We start from the raw sequence: 20,293 nt of genomic DNA on the forward strand, positions 1-20,293 counted from the left end.
ATTTTCTGCACGCGAACCGGCAGCCACTTCGCTCGAAAATGCTATGATGTAAACCATCAAGTTTATTTACTTGACCACCCTCCCGTCGGCACGCGACAGTGCGCGCGTTAAGACGGGGAGGAATTTATGCTGACACGCCGCCAGGCTTTGGCCGGTTCGCTCGCGGGCGCCGCCACTTTGGGCTTCCATCAGGCTTTCGCGCAGGCGATCGGCAAACAGGCGACGATGATCGTCGGCTTTGCCGCCGGCGGCAGCACGGACGCAACCGCCCGTTTGTTCGCTGAGCAATTGCGGGCGTATGCGCCCACTGTCATCGTCGAGAACAAAGTCGGCGCCGCCGGTCGCATCGCCGTCGACTATGTGAAGAATGCCGAGCCCGACGGCAGTACGCTGCTCTACACGGTCGATTTCCCGCTGACCCTCTATCCGCACATTTTCAAGAAGCTCAATTACGATCCGATCCGCGATCTGACGCCGGTGGCGCCGCTGACCAAGTCGGCGCTGGTGCTGAGCGTCGGCCCCTCGGTTCCAGCCAGCGTCAGGACGCTGCAGGATTTCGTCGCCTGGTCTAAGGCCAATGGGTCGAAAGCGAGCTATGCGACGACGGGCGCCGGCGGCACGCCGCATTTTGTTGGGGTGATGCTGTCGAACGCCAGCAAAGTGCCGATGACGCCTGTGCATTATCGCGGCGGCGCGCCGGCCCTTCAGGATCTTCTCGGTGGTCATGTGGCGGCCAGCATCAATCCGATTGGCGAGGCCTTGCCGCTGGCACTCGATGGCCAGATCCGCATGCTGGCGGTGGCCAGTTCGCAGCGCTCGCGCTTTTTGCCCGAGATCCCGACCATGCGCGAGGCGGGATATGACGCCGTGGTCGACACCTGGACCGGCATGTTCCTGCCGGCGAAGGCTGATCCGAAAGTGGTGGCGACCCTCAGCCAGGCGCTGGAAAAGGCCGTCCAATTGCCGGCGATGATCGAGGCGCAGGCCAAATTCGCCAACGAGATGTTCTTCCTGCCGCAGCCGCAGTTCGCCCAGCAGGTGAAGGGCGACCTGGAACGCTGGGGGCCGATCGTGCAAGCCTCGGGGTTCGTGCCGGAAGAATAGCGTCGTTTATCGCTGGAATTCAGTTTCGGTATCGGCGGTTGAGACGGCGATTTTGTGCTGGTATGGGGGAGTGGATTGTTATACTATAACAGTACATTTCCTCGTTCCGGCAGTTTGGCGTGCACGATCACCATCATTCCTCCGCTTCCGGCCATGGGCACAGCCACGAACATGCCCATGACCATGCCCATGAGGCCGCCGTTCTGGCGCCGGTCCATGCGCGGGCGGCGATTCCGGGCTTTTCGCTGCTGCGGCTGTCAGCCGGCCAGCGTCTGGCCGGAGCAGGGTTGATCGTCATCGCCCTGTGGGCCGCCGTCTTCTGGGCTCTGAAATAAGCATGAGTGCTGCCATTACATTCCGCGATCTGACGCTCGGTTACGACCGGCATCCGGCCGTGCATCATCTGTCGGGCCGGGTCGAGAACGGCGCGCTGCTCGCCGTCTGCGGCCCCAATGGCGCCGGCAAGTCGACCCTGTTGAAGGGCATCGCCGGGGCGCTGAAGCCGCTCGGTGGTGCGGTGAAGCTTGAGGGCTGCCGGCCGCGCGACATCGCCTATCTGCCGCAAGCGGCCGAGATCGACCGTTCGTTTCCGATCAATGTCTTCGATCTGGTGGCGATGGGCGCCTGGCGCTCGGCCGGCCTCTTTGGCGGCCTTGGACATAAGGCGCGCGAACGCACCTATGAGGCGATCGCTGCCGTCGGCCTCACCGGTTTCGAGGATCGCGCCATCGGCACCTTGTCGGGCGGCCAGATGCAACGTGCTTTGTTCGCGCGGGTGCTGTTGCAGGACGCGCCGATCATTCTGCTCGACGAGCCTTTCAATGCCATCGACCAACGCACGGTCGCCGATCTGGTCGATCTGATCAGCCGTTGGCATGGCGAAAAGCGCACGGTGCTCGCCGTACTGCATGATCTCGATCTGGTGCGTAAACATTTCCCACAGACCCTGCTGATGGCGCGCGAAAGCATTGCCTGGGGTGACACGGGACAGGTGCTCAGCGCCGAGAATCTGCTGTCGGCCCGGCGCATGGCGGAAGCTTTCGACCGCCAGGCGCATGAATGCGAACGCGCCGCGTGACGACATGATCTACGACACGCTGATCGGCCCCTTCGCCGAATTCGATTTCATGCGCCGTGCACTTGTCGGCGCGGTGGCGCTCGCTCTGTCGGGCGCGCCACTCGGTGTCTTTTTGATCCTGCGCCGCATGGCTTTGACCGGCGATGCCATGGCCCACGCGATCCTGCCGGGCGCGGCGCTCGGCTATCTCGTTGCCGGCCTGTCGCTGCCGGCGATGACCTTGGGCGGCCTTGCCGCCGGCTTCACGGTGGCGCTGTTGGCGGGTGTCGTGGCGCGCTTCACCGCGCTGCGTGAAGATGCCTCACTCGCTGGCTTCTATCTTCTGTCTTTGGCGCTGGGTGTCGTCATCGTGTCGGTGCGTGGATCCAATGTCGATCTGCTGCACGTGCTGTTTGGCAGTGTGCTGGCGCTGGATGACGCCACCTTGCTGTTGCTGGCCACCATCGCCACGATCACCTTGGTGGTGCTCGCCATCGGCTATCGCGCACTGGCGCTGGAAACGCTCGATCCGGGTTTTCTCGCCTCAGTCAGTGGGGCGGGGGCGCCAACGCAGCTGGTGTTTCTCGCGCTCGTCGTGCTCAACCTCGTCGGCGGCTTCCACGCGCTGGGCACCTTGCTGGCTGTCGGCCTGATGATGTTGCCGGCGGCGGCCGGGCGGCTGTGGTCGGCCGATATCACGGTGATGACGCTGGTCGCCGTCACGATCGGGCTCTTCTCGAGTTATGTCGGCCTGCTGCTGTCTTATTACTACGGTCTGCCGGCGGGCCCGGCGATCATTCTCGTGGCCGGCGTGGTGCATCTGGTTTCGCTCGTCTTTGGACGCGCGGGCGGATTGATCCGTCATGTTTCCATTGGTCGTCATCTCGAAGCATAGGAAGACCATGCGACGTCTTGTTCCGACGCGGCGCCAGGCTCTGGCGCTGGCTTTCTCGCTGTTTGCCGCTCCCGTCTCGACATCGGCTTGGGCGCAGGCTGAGACAAAACAGGCCGAGACAAAACTGCCGGTCGTGGCGTCGTTCTCGATTCTTGGCGATCTGGTGCGTCAGGTGGGGGGCGACCGTGTCGCGCTCGACGTTCTGGTGGGGCCGGGGGCGGACGCCCATGTCTACGCGCCGACGCCGAATGACGCGAAGAAATTGACCTTGGCCAAAGTGGTCTTCGTCAACGGCATCCGCTTCGAGGGCTGGATGGACCGGCTGGTGCGCTCCTCCGGCACGAAAGCGCTGGTGGTGACGGCGACCAAGGGCGTGAAGCCATTGACCATGACGGAACGCCACGCCGGGCATAATCATTCGGCCTCCGATCCGCATGCCTGGCAGGATGTGGCCAATACGAAGCTCTATGTCGCCAATATTCGTGATGCGTTGATCGATGCGGATGCGGCGGGCGCTGAGGGCTATCGCGCCCGTGCGGAGGCCTATCTGAAACAGCTCGACACGCTTGATGCGGATGTCCGCACGGGCTTGGCGGCCATTCCGGCGGAGCGCCGCCGCATCATCACCACCCATGATGCGTTCGGTTATTTCGGCGCCGCCTATAATATGACGCTGATTTCGCCCCAGGGCGTCTCGACCGAGAGCGAGGCTTCGGCCCAGGACGTGGCGCGGATCATCCGCCAGATCCGGCAGGAAAAGGTGCCGGCGGTGTTCGTCGAGAACATCTCGGACCCACGCCTGGCCGAACGCATCGCCGGGGAGACCGGGGCGCGGATCGGCGGCACGCTCTATTCGGATTCCCTGTCGGTGGCCGGCGGCCCGGCGTCGACTTATATCGAAATGATGCGCCACAACCTCGGCGAATTGGTCAAGGCGCTGAAACCCTGACCGGATCGCGGTTTAACGGCGGGATTCTCCCGATTTTCCCGTCGGATAGATCCCAGCTTGTCAGCGGCCGAGCGGCCGACTATCTCTCCGGTCAGATTTAGCCTTTCAGGCCCAAAAATGTCGCGCCGCGTAGAACGGCCGGCCGGAGACCTCCATGACCGCACCCAACGAAAAGATTCCCGTTACCGTGCTCACCGGCTACCTCGGCGCCGGCAAGACGACCTTGCTGAACCGCATTCTGACCGAGGACCACGGCCATAAATTCGCGGTCATCGTCAACGAATTCGGCGAAATCGGCATCGACAACGATCTGATCGTCGGCGCTGACGAAGAAGTGTTCGAGATGAACAACGGCTGCATCTGCTGCACCGTGCGCGGCGATCTGATCCGCATCATCGAAGGTCTGATGAAGCGCAAGGGCAAGTTCGACGCCATTCTGGTCGAGACCACGGGCCTCGCCGATCCGGCGCCGGTGGCGCAGACCTTCTTCGTCGACCAGGACGTGCAGGACCAGGCGCGGCTCGACGCGGTCGTCACCGTCGCCGACGCCAAATGGCTGTCGGAGCGGCTGAAGGATGCGCCGGAAGCCAAGAACCAGATCGCCTTCGCCGACGTTATCCTGCTCAACAAGCAGGATCTCGTCTCGCCGGAGGAATTGCGCGAAGTCGAGGCGCGCATTCGCGCCATCAACCCCTACGCCAAGCTGCACAAGACCTCGCGCTGCGATGTACCGCTTGACGCAGTGCTCGGCCGCAACGCCTTCGATCTCGACCGTATCCTCGAAATCGAGCCGGATTTTCTTGAAGTGGACGACCACGATCATCATGATCATGACCACCACGATCATGGCCACGGCCACCATCACGACCATGGTCACGGGCTGAAGCATTATCACGACGAAGAGATGCAGTCGGTCTCGTTTCACATTGATGGCGATGTCGATCCGCACCGCTTCATGCCGTGGATCAACCATATCGCCCAGACCGAGGGCCCGAGCTTGCTGCGCTACAAGGGCATTCTGGCGTTCAAGGACGAGCCGAAGCGTTTCGTCTTCCAGGCCGTGCATATGATCCTGGATGGCGATCTGCAGCGCGATTGGAAGCCGGGCGAGAAACGTGAATCGAAGATCGTCTTCATCGGCCGCAAGATCGATGCTGATTTGCTGCGCGAAGGCTTCATGGCCTGCAAGGCTTGAACGCGTTTCAATCTGCGGCGCGAAAGCTTAATCCTTAGGGCGGACGGCGCGATGCGCCGTCCCTTGCATGACAGAACCCGGACACATGCTCACCACTTACGATCAGTCCCTGACCACTCACGTGCAACCGATCGAGACGGGGGCCGAGGCTGTCGCCGCTGCTTTTCCCGATGGTCGCCCGGCGCTGGCGCTGGCCAATGGCGAAGTGCTGTTTGCCGATAATGGCGAACGGGTTTTCGCCCATCCGGATGCGGCGATCCTCTGTACGGCTGCGACCCGCGATCGGTTCGTGACCGGCGGCGATGATGGCCGTGTGGTTGAGACGCGCGGCAATGGCCAGACGACGGAGCTCGGCAACGAAAAGGGCAAGTGGATCGATGCGCTCGCCCTGCGTGAGGACGGCGCGACGGCCTGGTCGGCTGGCAAGGACGTGCGGGCGCGCGATCCCAAGGGCGTAGTCAAGAGCATGCAGGCGCCCTCAGGCGTGCGCGGGCTCAGCTTTATGCCGAAGGGCTATCGCCTGGCGATGTCTCATTACAATGGCGCCAGCCTGTGGTTCCCCAATATGGTGGCAGAGCCCGACCAGCTGCGCTGGGCCGGTTCGCATCTCGATCTCACCGTTTCGCCGGATGGCCAGTTCTGCGTCACCGCCATGCAGGAAAACGCGCTGCATGGCTGGCGCATCGCCGACAAGAAGGACATGCGCATGACCGGCTATCCGGCCAAGACGCGCTCCTTCTCCTGGTCGCCCGATGGCAAGTGGCTGGCGACCTCGGGTGCCGATGCCTGCGTCATCTGGCCGTTCGAATCCAAGGATGGACCGATGGGCAAGGCGCCGCGCGAATGCGGCGTGCGCCCGGCGCGCATCAACCGTGTTGCTTTCCATCCGAAGGCGCCGATCGTCGCGCTTGGCTATGACGATGGCTGGGTGCTGATGTGCCGGATCACCGATAGCGCCGAACTTTTGGTGCGCAAGGGGCTCGAGGAGACCGACGAGGTGGATGCGCGCAATCGGCCGCGCGCCCCGGTTTCGGCTCTGGCTTGGGATGCGGAGGGCAAGCGGCTGCTGTTCGGGCTTGAGACCGGCGAGGCCGGATTGCTCACCCTGCCGACCGTTTAACGTCGCCTCCCGCGCCATTCGTGGCTTCATTGTGGGGTGCTCGTTCCCGGGATAAGCTTCCGGCATGCGCCCCACGATCGCTCGTCTCCTTAGCCTCGTAGCGTTTCTCAGTGCCGGCCCCATGGCCGTGGCGCAACCGGCCGTTGCGCCGCCGACGCCCGTTACGACTTTGATCAGCGACGCGCCGCTGTTGGCGGAACTCGATCGCGACAAGAGTGCGCCGCTGTCGCTGCTCTCGCTCTTCAAGCGCATTCATGACGCGCAGAAACTGTCGTCGCCGGCCGTTGTCACGGCACCAGGGCCGACGCGCGCGAGCGATCTCGCCAGGTTCAGCGATAGCTATGGGAGGTTTGCGACCGTCATGTCGGCTGACATCAGCCGGATGATCGCGGAACTGGGCATCGACTGGGAAAAGGACATTCTGAAGACCTATGTGCCGTCGGCCGCGAAAACTGAAGCCGGAAAACGGCTGCGGCAGAACGGTAATGTCATGCGCGTCTTCAACGATAAATGGCTCGACTCGCCGGACGGCGCGTTCATTCTGGCTGGCATCGTCAATCGCATCGATCGCCGTGATTTCGATCCCGGTCGTTGCGGTGAGGTGCGTTTCATTTATCGTCTTGGCTATGATGTGAAGATGAATGGCAAGACTTATGCCTCGCGCATGCCGTTCACCGTCAACATGGTGTTCAGCTCCGATGACGATGGCGACAATTGCCGCAGCGTCGCCGCGCGTTGGCGGATTGAGGGCATTGGCAAGGACGCTGCCACGGTGATCGCTCAGCGGTTGCTGCAAGGACCGCTCGACTTTTCGAAACTGACGTTCAAGCAGATGGAAATCAATGCGCAGGTGGCGCGGTTTCCCTCCGACCTTGAGAATATGGAGAACCGCAAGCTCGCCGGCCAAGCGATCTATTGGATGCGCATCTTCGCCTTCCGCGATGGCAGCTTTCGACCGATCGGCCTGGAGAATACGCCGGATGTACAGGCGATCCTGAAGGAGCCTGCCAAGCAAAAGCAATTGCAGGACTATCTATCCAGCCATCTGACGGAGATCGACACCGGCGCGTTCAAAATGCCCGACGAGCTGACGGCGGATATCGCACTCAGCTATTCCACGGCGGGAAGCGCGCGCGTTGCCAATCGGCCGTTCGATCTCGTCGTCAGCAAGGAGCTGGCGGACAAGATGGTCAGTGCCTGGGGCACGGCTGAGCCGTCACGCCGGTTCGTGCGCACCGGTGCTGCGCTGCTGGAGCGTCTCAACACATCGTCCTGTATGGGCTGCCATCAATCATCATCCACGGCGGGCTTTCATCTCCTCGGCGTCGATCGCTCCGATTTCGGTGGCGATGCGCAGGCTGTGCAGGCGGCGCTCGATGGCAATCGGCTGCAGCTGCCGTTCTCGCCGCATGTCTATGCGGAGCTGCCGCGCCGCAAGAGCTATGTCGAACATCTGGCGCGCGGCGAGACGCCGGATCGTTTCCGGTCGCATCCCTCCGCGCCGGCAGCCGATTGGGACAAGAAGGCGACACCAACCACTGCGGCGGCGGGCGACAACATGGCTTGTCCCGTGAATAGCGATCTGGCGAGCGAAGCCAATTGGAGCTGCCGCAGTGGCCTGACCTGCCAGGCGATGACGACCAATACGGCGGCTTCTTTTCATCTGGGCCAATGCGTTCCGCCGCAGAAAAACATCTATGCGGGCTTAAGTTGCCGGGCCAATGTCATCGACGATGCGACGCCGAAGACCGCTGCGGGCAGCAAGCTCAGTTTCAACGTGCGCTCGTTCAGCGACCGCGTCACCCAGGAAGCGCTGATCTACAAGGTGCCGGAAGGCAAGTTGAGCGGCTATGAGAACAATTGCCGCCCGAGCCGGATCGGTGTGCCCCTTGGCCGTCTTTCACGTCCCTGCAGTCCGGAGGAAGCGCGGCTGGCTGCCTTCCTGCCGGGCAAAGCCGCGAACGAGATCTGCGCCATCGTCGGTGGCAAAGGCTTTGAGCAGATGGCCAAGGGTTATTTCGACAGCGCGGCATTTGCCGCCAGCGTTGGGCGCGGCATGCTCGACACCTGTTCGCCGACGCGCTTCTGCCGCGAAGATTATATCTGCCAGGCGATGCCTGATGATCTGACGCGCGGGGCGATCAAGCCGAGCCCGCAAGCGCTGAATGTTTTGAAGAGCGAGAAGATCGGTTTCTGTACGCCGACTTATTTCGTTTATCAGCTGCGCTTGGATGGGCATCCCAATCCCAAGTGAGGCGGCAGCATTCTACCGCTCGGTCTGGATCCCCGCTCAGCCGCACTGCGGCTGTCGGGGATGACACTGAGGACTCTTCTGCGCTGCTGTTAGGCGATCTCGCCGCGTGCGCTTTCGGCCGCCTTGCGGATCGCCGCGATATTGCCGGCGAAGGCGTTCTGGCCGCCTTTGAACACGGCCGAGCCGGCGACGAGATAATTGGCGCCGGCGGCAACGCAGGCGGCGGCCGTTTCAGCGGTCACACCGCCGTCGATCTCGATGTCGATGTCGCGGCCGGCGCACATGGCGGCGATGCGGCGCACTTTGTCGAGCACGGGATAGATGAACTTCTGGCCGCCGAAGCCCGGGTTAACGGTCATAGCCAGGATCAGGTCGACATCGTCGAGCACGGGTTCGACGACGTTCTCGGGCGTGCCCGGATTGATGGCAACGCCGGCGCGTTTGCCGAGCTTGCGGATCGCCTGCAAGGTGCGATGCAGATGGGGGCCGGCCTCAGCATGGACGGTGATGATGTCAGCGCCGCCATGGGCGAAGGCTTCGAGATAGGGATCGACCGGCGAAATCATCAGATGCACGTCGAACGGCTTGTCGGTGACGCCACGAATGGAGCGCATCACATCGGGGCCGAAGGAGATATTGGGGACGAAATGGCCGTCCATGATGTCGACATGGACGAGATCGCCACCGGCCTCCATCGCCGCCCGCGTGTCATCGCCGAGCCGGGAAAAATCGGCGGCAAGGATCGAGGGCAGGATTTTCAACGGGCGCATTTGCGGTCTCCAAAGTCTATGCGGCGTGGCTTATCGCAGGTTCCGCCGCGATAAGGAACGACATTTGGAGACAAAATCCCAGAAAATCGGCCGTTTTCGGGCTTATTCCGCTGCGGATGCCGGGATAGAGGCTACTTCGCGGTCCTGGCGCAGCAGTTCGTCCATGATGCGGCGGAAGCGCGTCGGGCCGGCATCGACCTCCAGGAAAATCGGCCGCTCCTTGTCGATGGCCGGATCATCCATATTGCGCTGCTGGCCTTCGATCATCACCCGGTCCTGTACGTCGAACGCCTCGTGGCGCAGTTCCGAGAGCAGGGCGCGCAATTCGCTGTCGATCGGCTCGCCCCAGGTGCGCGGGTTCTGTCGGACGGCGGCGAAATGATAGAGCGTCGTCGTTTCTGTTTCCGGCGTCAGGAAATGCGCGCCGAACACGCCGGTGCCGTCCGCGCGCTTGCCACCTGGAGACGTCGCGCCGGTATCGTTCAACAGGTTCGAGGGCGCGTGCCAGAGGATGCTGGCCCAGATGTCGACGGGCGCGTCGTCGCGCTTAAACAGGAGATTGTAGAGCTGCGGCGGCGGCACGTTCTCGTTAAGGCGCGAAACGTTCAGGGTCGCGCCGTTCTGCTCGACGCTGACTTTGGCCGGGATCATCTCTTCATTGCCGAGCACGCCTTCATGCAGAACGGTGGCGTGGCTGAGATCGAGCAGATTTTCGACGATGCGATAATAATGCGCCTTCATGCGCATCCATTCCTTGCGCGAGACGGTCGCCGGATCGGCGGTATCGAACAGAGAGAAGTCGGGAATGGTTAAAGGATCAGCCGCGCTTTCGCCCATCCACACCCAGACGAGCGTGTGTTTTTCCACCACAGGGTAAGCGCGCACCTTGGCGTTGGGCGGAATGCGCCCCGAGGCATGGGGATTGCGCACGCAGGCGCCTGAGGTGTCGAACTCAAGGCCATGATATTGGCAGCGCAATCTGTCACCGACGATCTTGCCGAGATGCAGCGGCGCTTGCCGATGCGGGCAGGCATCGGTCAAGGCGCAGAGCTTGCCATCCGCCGTGCGAAAGAAGACGAGCGGCTCGTCGAGAATGCGGCGTGGTTGGGGAGCTTCGCCGAGGTCTTGCGACCACATGGCCACATACCAGGCATTGCGCAGAAACGTCATGGTGATCCTCCCTCACGTGAAGCTAGGCAGATGCGCGGGGACGGTAAAGCCGCTCAAAGGCACATGCTCACATTGCGATACGAAATTTTCGCTTGGCGGGCAGGTCGGCGTCTTTCAAGTGTCAAACGCCATGCTACGCTTCTGTCATTGAACGGGACCTGGGAGGGAACATGTTCGGGAAGCTGTTTGCGGCTGGAGCCGCCGTGCTGACCTTAACGAATATCGCTGCAGCACAGGGCGCGGCGAACTGGCCGCAACGACCGGTGACGATGATCGTCTCGCAAGCGGCGGGTGCGAGTCCGGACGTGATGGCGCGCCTCATCGCCGAAAAGCTCGGCCGGGAGCTTGGCCAAGGCGTTGTCGTCGAGAACAAGCCGGGCGGCGGCAATGTGGTTGGCGCGGTGGCGGCAGCGCGCGCAACACCTGACGGCTATACCTTCTTCTTCGCCACGTCGGCGGCGCTGGCCAACAATGTCTTCATGATGAAGGACCTGCCGTATCATCCACGCAAGGATTTCGCGCCGGTGGCGCTGGTGACGCGCAGCAATCAGGTGATCGTGACGACGCCTGATCTGCCGGTGAAAAGCCTGTCCGAACTCGTCGCGCTGGAGAAAGCAGCACCGGGCAAATATTCACTGGGTGTCGATGGCCCGCGCAATCTCGCTGGCGTCACCGCGCAAGCGCTTAACAAGCGCACCGGCACGACCTTCGTTCTGGTGCCTTATCCCAATATCAACAATGCGGTTCAGGATACGATCGCCGGACGTCTGCAAGTCGGCGTGTTCTCGGTGTCGATCGTCGAGGCGCAGATCCGCGCCGGATCGATGCGGGCCATCGCCATGGCCTCCGCCAAGCGGGTGGCGGCGTTCCCCGATCTGCCGGCGGCGGGTGAAACCGTGCCGGGCTTCGATTTCGCCGGCTGGTTCATGCTGATGGCGCCGGCGGGCACGCCTGCCGACATCGTCCAGAAGATGAATGTGGCCATCGACAAGGCGACCCGCGATCCGCAGGTGCGCGAGATGGCGCCGAAACTTGGCTTCGATATCAATCCGGAGGGCGTCGGATCACCCGTCGATGCGGCGAACTTCCTTGGCGAACAGCTCGTGCTGTGGGAAAAGACGACCAAGGAATTGGGGATCGAGCCGCAATAGTAAGAGGGGCGAAAGTGAGACGGGATGGAGCCACGATATCTGCGGCAACTGGCCGAAATCGTTGAACTGGGCTCGCTGTCGCGGGCCGCGGAAGCGCTTCACCTCACCCAGCCCACACTCAGCCGCAATATGAAGAGTCTTGAGGCGCAGGTTGGTGCGCCTCTCTTGAAGCGTGGGCGCTATGGCGTTGCGCCCACGGTGATTGGCGCGGCGCTGGCGCGGCAGGGACGTCTGATCCGCGATGCCATGGATCAGGCGGAAGGCGAAGTCGAGCGATGGCGGCAGGGACAGGATGGCAAGCTGCGCATCGCCGTCGGCGCCATGCTGGCGCGCTCGATCATGCCAGGCTTTGTCAGCCACATTCTGCAGTCGAAATGGAATGTCGGTTTGCGCGTGTCGGTCGACGGCGCCGAGCGCCTGCTCGATCGGCTGCGGCGCGACGAGCTCGATATTGTGCTGGCGCCGGGCCAGCGGCATTTCGCGGCCGACGATCTGATCCATGATGTCATGTTCGAAGATCATATCGGTCTGTTCGCCAGCGAGAAACATCCGTTGGCGCGCCGTCGCGAGGTGAGCGTCGCCGATCTAACCGCCGCCACCTGGACGACCGTGGGCGTGCTCTCGGGCGCGCGCGATACGACGCGGGAAATTCTCTCGCGCATCGGCGTTGATGGCGCGCGCACCGTCATTGAATTCTCCGGCGATATTTCGATCGCCCTCAGTCTGGTGAGTAGCGGCAACTATCTGATGGCAGCGCCCAGCTTTCTGATGCGCCATATCGATGATCCACGCCGCTTCGTCGAGCTGCGATTCAAGGCTGAGATGCCGCGCCGCGACGTCGCCATGTGGCGGCGTCAGGACATGAAGGATCATCCGCTGATCGAGGAATTCAAAGGGCGCTTCGAGGCCTATGTGCGGGGCCTGGCCGGCAGCAAGTCGGGCTGAGATATACGTTTTTGGTATGATTGTCGGCATAATTGTTGTTTCCGAATAAATAAAACCTCTCCACAATGCGCCCGACGCGTCAGCCGGCAGCTCAGCCGCGGCCGTCTTCGAGGGGAGTGGATTAACAATGATGATGCGGAAAATCGCCGCCGCCGCGTTCTGGCTGGCGGGGGCCATGGCTGTTGCCGCGCAAACGCCGATCGAGCAAATCCCGGCGGGGCCGATCACGATCATCGTGCCGCTGGCGCCAGGCGGGCCGGCCGATGCCATCGCCCGTATTTTGGCTGAGCGTCTCGGTCAGGATATCAAGCGCTCGATCATCGTCGAGAACCGCACGGGCGCTGCCGGCAATGTGGGCGCCGCCTTCGTCGCCAAATCGGCGCCGGATGGGGCGACCTGGCTGTTTTGCCCGGATTCGATCGTCACCGTGAATCCAAGTGTCTATAAATCGCAGGGGTTCGATGCGGCGCGCGATCTGGTGCCGGTTGCCAAGGTCGGCCAAAATCTGCTGCTGCTCGCCGTCAACGCCAACTCGGTTCCGGTAAAAAGCTTCAAGGAATTGGTTGAATACGGCAAAACCCATGAGCTGAATTTCGGTTCGGCCGGCATCGGCTCGCCAGGCCATCTGGCGCTCGAATATCTGAAAATGGTGAGCGACCTGCGCGCCGTACATGTGCCCTATCGCGGTGCGGCCCTGGCTTTGCAGGATTTGCTGGCCGGCAATATTCAGGCGAGCTTCATCACCGCCGGCGTGCTCATCCCCCATGTCAATTCGGGCGCGCTGCGGGCGCTGGCGGTTTCGGCCAACGAGCGCGTGCGCTTTGTTCCCGACGTGCCGACGGCGGAGGAAGCGGGCATCAAGGGCTTCGAGGCGCGCTTCGTCAATTACATGTTCGCACCGGCGGGCATGAAGCCGGAACTGCGGGCGGCCTTCGGCAATGCCGTTCGGGAAGCGTTGAAGAATCCCGAGGTGCGCGCGCGCATCGAGCAGCAGGCCACCGATCCGATCAGCGCCGATGAAGCATCGTCCATCGCGCAGATCGCCAAGGACCGCCAGAAATGGGGCGAGGTCATCGCCAAAGCTGGTATGAAGATGGAATAATGTGTCGCCGCCGGTTGCTGCCGGCGGCATTAAGATCGCTTGGAAACAAAGATCGTTTGGAAACGCTGATACGAGGCCTCTATGTCGCGCCCTAATTTTCTGTTTTTCATCACTGACCAGCATCGCGCCGATTATCTCGGCTGCTCCGGCCATCCCATCGTCAAGACGCCGAATATCGATGGGCTCGCCGCCAATGGCACACGCTTCGATCGCTTCTATGTGGCTTCGCCTGTGTGCATGCCCAATCGCGCCTCGCTGCTGACGGGGCGCTTTCCCAGTGCTCATGGCTTGCGCCACAACGGCTGCGATCTGTCTATGCGCGCCAACACTTTCACCGACGTGCTGCGGGCCGGCGGTTATCGCACGGCGCTGATCGGCAAGAGCCATGTGCAGCCGATGACCGGCATCGACTCGCAGAAGCGCTATAAGCCGGACGAACTCGGTGTCATCAAGGAAGCCTGGAAGGAGGATGACGGCGATTATGATCAGGAAGATCCGTCGCGTTACGCCAGCCCGGAATTCTTCAAGATCAGGACGCCATATTACGGCTATGACCATGTCGACATGGTCACCAACCACAGCGACCAGTGCAACGGCCATTATTATCAGTGGCTGAAATCGAAAACCAACCAGGCCGATTTCTGGCGCGACAAGGCCAATCAGCTGCCGCATGACTATGTCTGCCCGCAGGCGGTGCGCACGCCGATCCCGGAGGAGCTTTACCCGACGTCCTTCATCCGCGATCGCGCCATCGATTATATCAATGCCGCCAAGGGTGACGATCAGCCATTCTTCGCCTTCGTCTCTTTCCCCGATCCGCATCACCCGTTCACGCCGCCGGGCAAATATTGGGATATGTACGATCCTAAGGATTTCCATCCGCGGCTGCCCTATGAAGCCCACAAAAATCCGACGCCGCCGATGCGTTGGCTGCACGACCATTGGACCAAGGGCACGCGGCAGGCGCAGACGCAGGAGGCTTTCATGGCCAACGAGCGCGAGACGCGCGAGGCGATGGCTTTGTCCTGCGGCATGATCACCATGATCGACGATGCCATCGGCGAGGTGATCAACGCGCTGAAAGCCTCCGGAAAATATGAGAACACGGTGATCGTGTTCAATTCCGACCACGGCGACTATCTCGGCGACTTCAATCTGATGTTGAAGGGCGCGATCATGCTCGATTCCATCAACAACGTCTCGATGATCTGGTCCGATCCGGCGGATCGCACGGCGCGGGTGTCGCACGCTCTGTCGTCGACCATCGATTTGGCGCCCTCGATCATCGACAGGGCCGGCCTGAAACCCTATTGGGGCATTCAGGGCAAGAGCCTGCTCGGCAATGTCGCCGGGGCACATGAGCTGCGCGACGAGCTGGTGGTCGAATATGAGGACACGCAGCCGCGCATGGGCTTCGAGAAATCGGCCGTGGTGCGCACGCTGATCACCGCCGATCATCGGCTGACCTTGTACAAGGGCATGCCGTGGGGCGAACTCTACGATCGCCACAAGGATCCCGATGCGACGCACAATGTGTGGGACGATCCGGCCTATGCCGCGGTGCGCGCCGAACTCACCGAGCGCCTCGTTCACGAGCTCTTGGAAAACGTCGATAAGAGCCCGCACGCGCGCCGACGTGCATGAGGCTTTTGGCATAAGGCGCCTGCAAAAATCGCGTTTCTATCGAAACGCGATTCGTTCTAAGACTCGTTCAGCGACAGAGAGCTGTCGCTGAGGTGCCGGTCCGGATCAGCCGCCGGACCGGGGTGGGGACGATGAGCAGCGAGCAGGGAGCCAAGACGGCGCCGGGAGAAAACCGGATCATCTGGGGCGTTGCCATTTCTCAGCTGATCGCTATCGGCGTGCTCTGGCATTCGATTGCTCTGTTTCTGAAGCCGCTCAACCAGGAGTTCGGCTGGAGCGCCACCGAAGTGGCTTCGGCCTTCACTCTGGCTCTGGTGGTGGCCGATATTTTCGCCATTCCCTTCGGCTATCTGATGGATCGGCGCGGCGGCCGCTGGATCATGACCGGCGGCGGGCTCGTCGGTGCGGTGGCGCTCTCCAGCGTTCCGCACATCAGCAATTTGACCGAACTCTATGTGACTTTCATCGGCGTCGGCATTTCGCAGTCGATGCTGCTGGGCAATATTCCCGCCTCGGTCGTCACCGCCAATGTGAAGGATTTCCGCCGGGGTCTCACCTATGCGGCGATCATTGGCGGTCTGTCCTCGGCGGTCGTGCCGCCTGTGGTCGGTTTGATCATGGGGGCCTATGGCTGGCGCGCCGGCATGATGGCGCTGGCGGCCATTCTGGCTTTCGGCCCGACACTGATCTGCTTCTTCACCCTGCGCGGCACGGTGGGCAGCCGCACGGGAGAATTCGAGCGTCGCAAGCTGGCGCTTTCGGAGGGGCGTTTGCCGTCGGCGCCGCAAGGTGTGTCGCCCTTGCGGCGGGCCGTGCGCACCGGCGCCTTCTGGACATTGGCGATCGCCTTCAGCGTGCACTGGTTCGTCATGTCCGGCATCACCATTCACCTGGTGCCGCTGCTCGACGAGCGCGGCCTGCCGCAGACCCTGGCGGTGGTGATCTTCTCGATGACGGGCCCGGCGGCAGTGGTCGGGCGGATCATCACGCATGTGCTCGATCCGGTCGGGTCGGCGCGCCGCACGGGGCGGATCGTGTTTCCGATGTTTGGCGTCGGCATGTTGATCCTGATTTTCGCGGGTTCCTATGGCGCCACGGGCAATTTCCTCTTTGCGCTGGTGCATGGCGCGGCTGGCGGCGTCATCATGATCGTCCGCCAGACGGTGATTGCCGAAATCTTCGGCCTGCGCGGCTATGCGGCCGTGTCAGGCGCGATGACGACGGTGTCGATCCTGCCGCGCACCATGTCGCCCGTGGTGCTGGCGCTGCTGCACGATTTTTACGGCACCTATCTGCCGGTGCTGTGGTTCCTGTTCGGGCTGATCGTGGTGGGCACGATCGCCTATTTTATTGGAACCTCGGACCGGATGGCGCCGCGCCAGAAGGGCTAGCTCGATTAAGCGACCTTGTTGCCGCCGAGGCCGCTGTCGGGCGCGGCACTCTTGAGGCCGGACATGCGCATCAGCTTGCCGATCGCGCGCAGCGAGTAGGCTAAGAGCAGCGGCATGGAATGGCGGCAGTAGGCGAGTTTGCGCACATAGTTTTCAATGCGCCAGGTCGCCCAGGTGCCGCTGGCGAAGAAGGCGACTTCTCCGGGTTTCAGCACGCGGACCGAACCGTCCTGCGCGGTCACTTCGACCTCGCCCTGCAGGATGTGCACGGTCTCGTCGACACCGAAATACCATTTGAACGTTCCCGCCGTGCAATCCCAGACATTGCAGGTGGCTGCGCCGTCTGGACTACGGAAGATCTCCACCGAGCGGGCCAGGGGGGCGCCGGTGACGATCCATTCGGGGTTGATAGGCGCCGGCTCGAGGACGACCGCGTCGAGCGCGGCGGCGGCGAAGTCGGGCGATGACATTAAAAAAGCCTCCTGTTTGTACAGGAGGCACTATCGCCGGGAAGTCTTCACGAAAGCTCAATCCAACAAGCTGAATTCAAGAAAGCTCAATCCAAGAAAACTCAATTCAAGAAAACTCAGTCTTGGTATTCGGCCGGGATCTTGCGAATTTCGTCCACCGCATTGGTCATCGCCGCGCAGAAATCGTTGCGGTCCGCGACGGTCTCATATTCGAGCTTGGAGAAAACCTCGTCGAGGGCTTCCTTCGACATATCGACGCGGCGCTCGACATAGCCGATGGCATCCTCAAGGCGGATCATTTCTTCGCCCGTGGGGAGAACCTGGTCGCAACGGTCGATGGCGAGATCGAGACGATAGAGATCGTTCAGGAGTTCGGGCCAGTTCGTGGCTTGCGCCTGTTCCTGCTGGATCGGCTCTTGAGCGTAAGCCGGCGCAACAGCAAGCAACATCGCTCCAACGATCGCGATTTTTGCAAGTTGCCTCATCTCTGAGCTCCCGGACCCGACATTCGCACGTTTTACACTCGCTATTGCGGCGCAACCATGGCGTGATCGTCTTGTCACGGACATGTGAAGCAAAAGCCGCGCCATCTCAGTAGTTGTTCGGATGCGATAGCATTGCGCGGTTTGGCGGAATCGCCAAACTGCACAAAGACGCATCAAAATAGAGATTCAAATCAGATCGCATTTCGATAGAAATGCGATCTGATTTAGTTCGTGTGTGAAACATCGCGGTTAACAAAACGTTCCCGCCAAGACGGTTTCACACCAGGAATTTTTGGGCTTGGCGCCGCGGCGAAAATGGCGCGCGCGATGGCGCGTGCCAGGCAATCGGCCGCAGCCTGACCGATTTCAATATGATCGCGCGCATCTGGCACTTTTGGCGCGCGGCCGGTGGCGGCGGCAAAGATCAAATCGCCGTCCATCGCCGCATGCGAAGGGCGCAAGGCGCGACCCATGCCGTCATGGGCCATGACGGCGAGCCGGCGGGCGCTGCCTTTCGTTAAGAGTGCATCGGTGGCGACAATGGCGATGGTCGTATTTTCGGGCGCCGGGGCGGCCGCCCCCTTGATGACGAGATCGAGATCGGCCGGCTCGATCCGTTGTGGCAGGCCAAGGCCACCGAATTCCTCGTTCTGTTCGTAAGGGGCGGCCCAGAAATGCGGTCCGGAGCCGATGGTGGCGCTGCCGATCGCATTGGCGGCGACCAGCGCGCCGACGGTGAAGCCGCCGGCCGTGCGGCAAGAGGCCGAGCCGAGGCCGCCGCGCAGATTGGCGGTGGTCGCGCCGAAACCCGCGCCAGCCGAGCCAATGGCGAAATCCCGGGCCGCCGCCTGTGCCGCCGCATGGCCGAGTTCCCAATAGGGCGGCATGCGCGGCCAGTTTTTATCGCCGCCGTTCAACAGGTCGAACAGAATGGCGCCGGGTACGATCGGAATTTTGACGGAGCCGACGGCAAAACCGCGCCCCTGGGCACGCAGCGCCGCCTGTACGCCGCCTGGCGCATCGAGGCCGAAGGCGGAACCGCCGGAGAGAACCAGGGCGTCGATCCGCTCGACCGTCATGTCCGGCTCGAGCAGGGCGGTATCCCGCACCCCCGGCGCGCCGCCGTGGATGGCGATGGAGGCGACCGCCGGCTCGTCGAAAATAACCGCCGTGACCCCGGAAAGCAGGGTTTCGTCATGGGCATTGCCGATTTTCAGGCCTGCGACGTCGGTAATCAGGTTCAGCAAGGGGTTAGCTCCATCAGGGCTCGATCACGGCGGGATCACCTCTTGATCACCTCTTGGCGAGGTGGCGTTCCGCCGCTTTGCATGGCCAGCGCCTAGGTTTTAAGCAAGAGGGCTGATCTAGCATGTTCGCGCCACGGGTGCGCGGGCGGCTTCTGCGTTGTCGCGCCCTCAGGCGCATCGGATGTGTAATGTCGGATATTTCTCTGCCTGCCGCCTTGATCGCCGGTCTGTTGTCGTTTCTCAGCCCGTGCGTGCTGCCGCTGGTGCCCCCCTATTTAACCTTCATCGCCGGAACGACGGTGGAGGAGCTGGCCAGTGACCGGGCCGGGCGGACGCGGCGTGACGTGTTGCTGGCGGCGGTGCTCTTTGTCCTCGGCTTTTCGACGGTGTTTGTCGGGCTCGGCGCCACGGCCTCGCTGTTCGGCCAGCTCATCCGGCAATATTTCGGCCTGCTGTCGGCTCTGGCGGGTGTCGCCATCATTGCCATGGGGCTGCATTTTCTTGGCGTCTGGCGCCTGGCGCTGCTGTATCGCGAAGCGCGGCTTGAGGTGCGCAAGCCGGTCGGGCTGTGGGGCGCCTATGTGATGGGCCTCGCCTTCGCCTTCGGCTGGACGCCGTGCATCGGGCCGATCCTGGCGGCGATCCTGACGATCGCGGGCGCAGAGGGCACGGCAGGGCACGGTGCTTTGTTGCTGGCGGTCTATTCGGCTGGCCTTGGCATTCCGTTTTTGATCGCGGCTTTCGCCATCGAGCCGTTCATGGAATTTCTCGGTCGCTTCAAGCGCCATCTCGGCACGGTGGAGAAAGTGGTCGGTGTGTTGTTGATCGTCACCGGCGTCGCTTTCCTGACCGGCAGCATGCAGGCGGTATCGTTCTGGCTGCTTGACGTTTTTCCCGGACTCGCCACGTTCGGCTGATTTCGTATTCAGGAGAGACGCATGGAAGAGTTGAACGGCCGGATGCTCGCCTGCCAGATTCTCATCACCGGGCTGGTCGCGCATGTCGCCAATTCTTCGCCCGATCCGCTGCGCTTCCTCACCGGCTTTCGCGACGAGATCAAAGCCGTCATCGCGGGCATCGACATCAGCGGCGCGGACACGTCCGAGCGGATCAGGGCCGTGGCGCAGCAGTCGGTGGATGAATTGTTCGCGCTGATGAAGCCGCCGAGCCAAGAAGCTTAAGCAAGAAGTTTAGGCAAAGGACTTAAGCGCGCGCTGATGTCGTGTGGCCCAACGGCAACGATGAATAAAATTGTGATGGTCACTGACGGCGTCTGTGCAAGCCACGGCGCGTCTCGACAAGGCTGCTGGTTTCCAGCCTCGCCCATCGACGTTGGCTGATCCT

General features: G+C 62.2%; 20 protein-coding genes. 15 read left to right on the forward strand and 5 right to left on the reverse strand.

Annotated features, from left to right (window positions below; genetic code table 11):
* The first annotated feature begins 126 nt into the window (after window positions 1-126).
* The 8 genes from BLW50_RS25860 (at window position 127) to BLW50_RS25895 (ending at window position 8,574) form a co-directional block, all read left to right on the forward strand.
* A complete protein-coding gene (locus BLW50_RS25860) occupies window positions 127-1,104 on the forward strand; it encodes a Bug family tripartite tricarboxylate transporter substrate binding protein (RefSeq protein WP_090707706.1) in 978 nt (325 codons plus the stop codon).
* 119 nt (window positions 1,105-1,223) lie between these two features.
* Entirely contained in the window at window positions 1,224-1,439 is a 216-nt protein-coding gene (locus BLW50_RS25865) for a hypothetical protein (protein WP_090707707.1), read from the forward strand.
* A 2-nt stretch (window positions 1,440-1,441) separates the two neighbouring features.
* Window positions 1,442-2,182, forward strand: a complete 741-nt coding sequence (gene aztA, locus BLW50_RS25870; protein WP_090707708.1) for a zinc ABC transporter ATP-binding protein AztA — start codon at window positions 1,442-1,444, stop codon at window positions 2,180-2,182.
* Between the two features lie 4 nt (window positions 2,183-2,186).
* Window positions 2,187-3,056 (forward strand): metal ABC transporter permease, encoded by an 870-nt coding sequence (locus BLW50_RS25875; protein ID WP_090709724.1) that lies wholly within the window; start codon window positions 2,187-2,189, stop codon window positions 3,054-3,056.
* Between the two features lie 7 nt (window positions 3,057-3,063).
* Window positions 3,064-4,005, forward strand: a complete 942-nt coding sequence (locus BLW50_RS25880) for a metal ABC transporter substrate-binding protein (protein ID WP_090707709.1) — start codon at window positions 3,064-3,066, stop codon at window positions 4,003-4,005.
* 154 nt (window positions 4,006-4,159) lie between these two features.
* Window positions 4,160-5,200: a CobW family GTP-binding protein gene (locus BLW50_RS25885; protein WP_090707710.1), complete on the forward strand. Its 1,041-nt coding sequence runs from the start codon at window positions 4,160-4,162 to the stop codon at window positions 5,198-5,200.
* Between the two features lie 67 nt (window positions 5,201-5,267).
* A complete protein-coding gene (locus BLW50_RS25890; protein WP_244544394.1) occupies window positions 5,268-6,320 on the forward strand; it encodes a WD40 repeat domain-containing protein in 1,053 nt (350 codons plus the stop codon).
* Window positions 6,321-6,384: 64 nt separating this feature from the next.
* A complete protein-coding gene (locus BLW50_RS25895) occupies window positions 6,385-8,574 on the forward strand; it encodes a hypothetical protein (RefSeq protein ID WP_139267745.1) in 2,190 nt (729 codons plus the stop codon).
* A gap of 89 nt (window positions 8,575-8,663) precedes the next feature.
* Here the strand turns inward: BLW50_RS25895 and rpe are convergent, their stop codons facing one another.
* Both rpe and BLW50_RS25905 read right to left on the reverse strand, forming a co-directional pair.
* A complete protein-coding gene (gene rpe, locus BLW50_RS25900; RefSeq protein WP_090707713.1) occupies window positions 8,664-9,344 on the reverse strand; it encodes a ribulose-phosphate 3-epimerase in 681 nt (226 codons plus the stop codon).
* Window positions 9,345-9,446: 102 nt separating this feature from the next.
* Window positions 9,447-10,514, reverse strand: coding sequence for an aromatic ring-hydroxylating dioxygenase subunit alpha (locus tag BLW50_RS25905; RefSeq protein WP_090707714.1), 1,068 nt, complete (start codon window positions 10,512-10,514; stop codon window positions 9,447-9,449).
* Window positions 10,515-10,684: 170 nt separating this feature from the next.
* On the opposite strand from BLW50_RS25905, the gene BLW50_RS25910 reads away from it, so the two are divergent.
* The 5 genes from BLW50_RS25910 (at window position 10,685) to BLW50_RS25930 (ending at window position 16,747) form a co-directional block, all read left to right on the forward strand.
* Window positions 10,685-11,665 (forward strand): Bug family tripartite tricarboxylate transporter substrate binding protein, encoded by a 981-nt coding sequence (locus BLW50_RS25910; RefSeq protein WP_090707715.1) that lies wholly within the window; start codon window positions 10,685-10,687, stop codon window positions 11,663-11,665.
* A 24-nt stretch (window positions 11,666-11,689) separates the two neighbouring features.
* Entirely contained in the window at window positions 11,690-12,610 is a 921-nt protein-coding gene (locus BLW50_RS25915) for a LysR family transcriptional regulator (RefSeq protein ID WP_090707716.1), read from the forward strand.
* Window positions 12,611-12,737: 127 nt separating this feature from the next.
* Window positions 12,738-13,712, forward strand: a complete 975-nt coding sequence (locus BLW50_RS25920) for a Bug family tripartite tricarboxylate transporter substrate binding protein (RefSeq protein WP_090707717.1) — start codon at window positions 12,738-12,740, stop codon at window positions 13,710-13,712.
* Window positions 13,713-13,793: 81 nt separating this feature from the next.
* Window positions 13,794-15,356, forward strand: a complete 1,563-nt coding sequence (locus tag BLW50_RS25925) for a sulfatase family protein (RefSeq protein WP_090707718.1) — start codon at window positions 13,794-13,796, stop codon at window positions 15,354-15,356.
* A gap of 131 nt (window positions 15,357-15,487) precedes the next feature.
* The gene (locus BLW50_RS25930) at window positions 15,488-16,747 is read left to right on the forward strand and encodes an MFS transporter (RefSeq protein WP_090707719.1); all 1,260 of its coding nucleotides are present in this window, start codon (window positions 15,488-15,490) and stop codon (window positions 16,745-16,747) included.
* Between the two features lie 5 nt (window positions 16,748-16,752).
* Here BLW50_RS25930 and BLW50_RS25935 read toward each other — a convergent pair whose 3' ends face one another.
* The 3 genes from BLW50_RS25935 to BLW50_RS25945 all read right to left on the reverse strand — a co-directional run bounded on the left by BLW50_RS25935 (window position 16,753) and on the right by BLW50_RS25945 (window position 18,949).
* Window positions 16,753-17,217 carry a cupin domain-containing protein gene (locus tag BLW50_RS25935; protein WP_090707720.1) on the reverse strand — a complete coding sequence of 155 codons (465 nt, stop codon included), beginning with the start codon at window positions 17,215-17,217 and terminating at the stop codon, window positions 16,753-16,755.
* 116 nt (window positions 17,218-17,333) lie between these two features.
* Complete coding sequence (locus tag BLW50_RS25940) at window positions 17,334-17,702, reverse strand: hypothetical protein (protein WP_090707721.1); 369 nt, start codon at window positions 17,700-17,702, stop codon at window positions 17,334-17,336.
* Between the two features lie 224 nt (window positions 17,703-17,926).
* Window positions 17,927-18,949 (reverse strand): P1 family peptidase, encoded by a 1,023-nt coding sequence (locus BLW50_RS25945; protein WP_090707722.1) that lies wholly within the window; start codon window positions 18,947-18,949, stop codon window positions 17,927-17,929.
* Window positions 18,950-19,137: 188 nt separating this feature from the next.
* Between BLW50_RS25945 and BLW50_RS25950 the strand changes: the two genes are divergently transcribed.
* Together BLW50_RS25950 and BLW50_RS25955 are read left to right on the forward strand one after the other, a co-directional pair.
* Window positions 19,138-19,866 carry a cytochrome c biogenesis CcdA family protein gene (locus tag BLW50_RS25950; RefSeq protein ID WP_090707723.1) on the forward strand — a complete coding sequence of 243 codons (729 nt, stop codon included), beginning with the start codon at window positions 19,138-19,140 and terminating at the stop codon, window positions 19,864-19,866.
* A gap of 21 nt (window positions 19,867-19,887) precedes the next feature.
* Window positions 19,888-20,130 carry a hypothetical protein gene (locus BLW50_RS25955; RefSeq protein WP_090707724.1) on the forward strand — a complete coding sequence of 81 codons (243 nt, stop codon included), beginning with the start codon at window positions 19,888-19,890 and terminating at the stop codon, window positions 20,128-20,130.
* Window positions 20,131-20,293 lie beyond the last annotated feature (163 nt).

It is taken from the genome of Beijerinckia sp. 28-YEA-48 (assembly GCF_900104955.1).
Classification (GTDB): domain Bacteria; phylum Pseudomonadota; class Alphaproteobacteria; order Rhizobiales; family Beijerinckiaceae; genus Terripilifer.

Bases quoted from the DNA above. Each gene is read 5' to 3' on its own strand.
- BLW50_RS25860 (WP_090707706.1), top strand. From the start codon at position 127: ATGCTGACACGCCGCCAGGCTTTGGCCGGTTCGCTCGCGGGCGCCGCC.
- aztA (WP_090707708.1), top strand. From the start codon at position 1,442: ATGAGTGCTGCCATTACATTCCGCGATCTGACGCTCGGTTACGACCGG.
- BLW50_RS25875 (WP_090709724.1), top strand. From the start codon at position 2,187: ATGATCTACGACACGCTGATCGGCCCCTTCGCCGAATTCGATTTCATG.
- BLW50_RS25880 (WP_090707709.1), top strand. From the start codon at position 3,064: ATGCGACGTCTTGTTCCGACGCGGCGCCAGGCTCTGGCGCTGGCTTTC.
- BLW50_RS25885 (WP_090707710.1), top strand. From the start codon at position 4,160: ATGACCGCACCCAACGAAAAGATTCCCGTTACCGTGCTCACCGGCTAC.
- BLW50_RS25890 (WP_244544394.1), top strand. From the start codon at position 5,268: ATGACAGAACCCGGACACATGCTCACCACTTACGATCAGTCCCTGACC.
- BLW50_RS25895 (WP_139267745.1), top strand. From the start codon at position 6,385: ATGCGCCCCACGATCGCTCGTCTCCTTAGCCTCGTAGCGTTTCTCAGT.
- rpe (WP_090707713.1), bottom strand. From the start codon at position 9,344: ATGCGCCCGTTGAAAATCCTGCCCTCGATCCTTGCCGCCGATTTTTCC.
- BLW50_RS25905 (WP_090707714.1), bottom strand. From the start codon at position 10,514: ATGACGTTTCTGCGCAATGCCTGGTATGTGGCCATGTGGTCGCAAGAC.
- BLW50_RS25910 (WP_090707715.1), top strand. From the start codon at position 10,685: ATGTTCGGGAAGCTGTTTGCGGCTGGAGCCGCCGTGCTGACCTTAACG.
- BLW50_RS25915 (WP_090707716.1), top strand. From the start codon at position 11,690: ATGGAGCCACGATATCTGCGGCAACTGGCCGAAATCGTTGAACTGGGC.
- BLW50_RS25920 (WP_090707717.1), top strand. From the start codon at position 12,738: ATGATGATGCGGAAAATCGCCGCCGCCGCGTTCTGGCTGGCGGGGGCC.
- BLW50_RS25925 (WP_090707718.1), top strand. From the start codon at position 13,794: ATGTCGCGCCCTAATTTTCTGTTTTTCATCACTGACCAGCATCGCGCC.
- BLW50_RS25930 (WP_090707719.1), top strand. From the start codon at position 15,488: ATGAGCAGCGAGCAGGGAGCCAAGACGGCGCCGGGAGAAAACCGGATC.
- BLW50_RS25935 (WP_090707720.1), bottom strand. From the start codon at position 17,217: ATGTCATCGCCCGACTTCGCCGCCGCCGCGCTCGACGCGGTCGTCCTC.
- BLW50_RS25940 (WP_090707721.1), bottom strand. From the start codon at position 17,702: ATGAGGCAACTTGCAAAAATCGCGATCGTTGGAGCGATGTTGCTTGCT.
- BLW50_RS25950 (WP_090707723.1), top strand. From the start codon at position 19,138: ATGTCGGATATTTCTCTGCCTGCCGCCTTGATCGCCGGTCTGTTGTCG.
- BLW50_RS25955 (WP_090707724.1), top strand. From the start codon at position 19,888: ATGGAAGAGTTGAACGGCCGGATGCTCGCCTGCCAGATTCTCATCACC.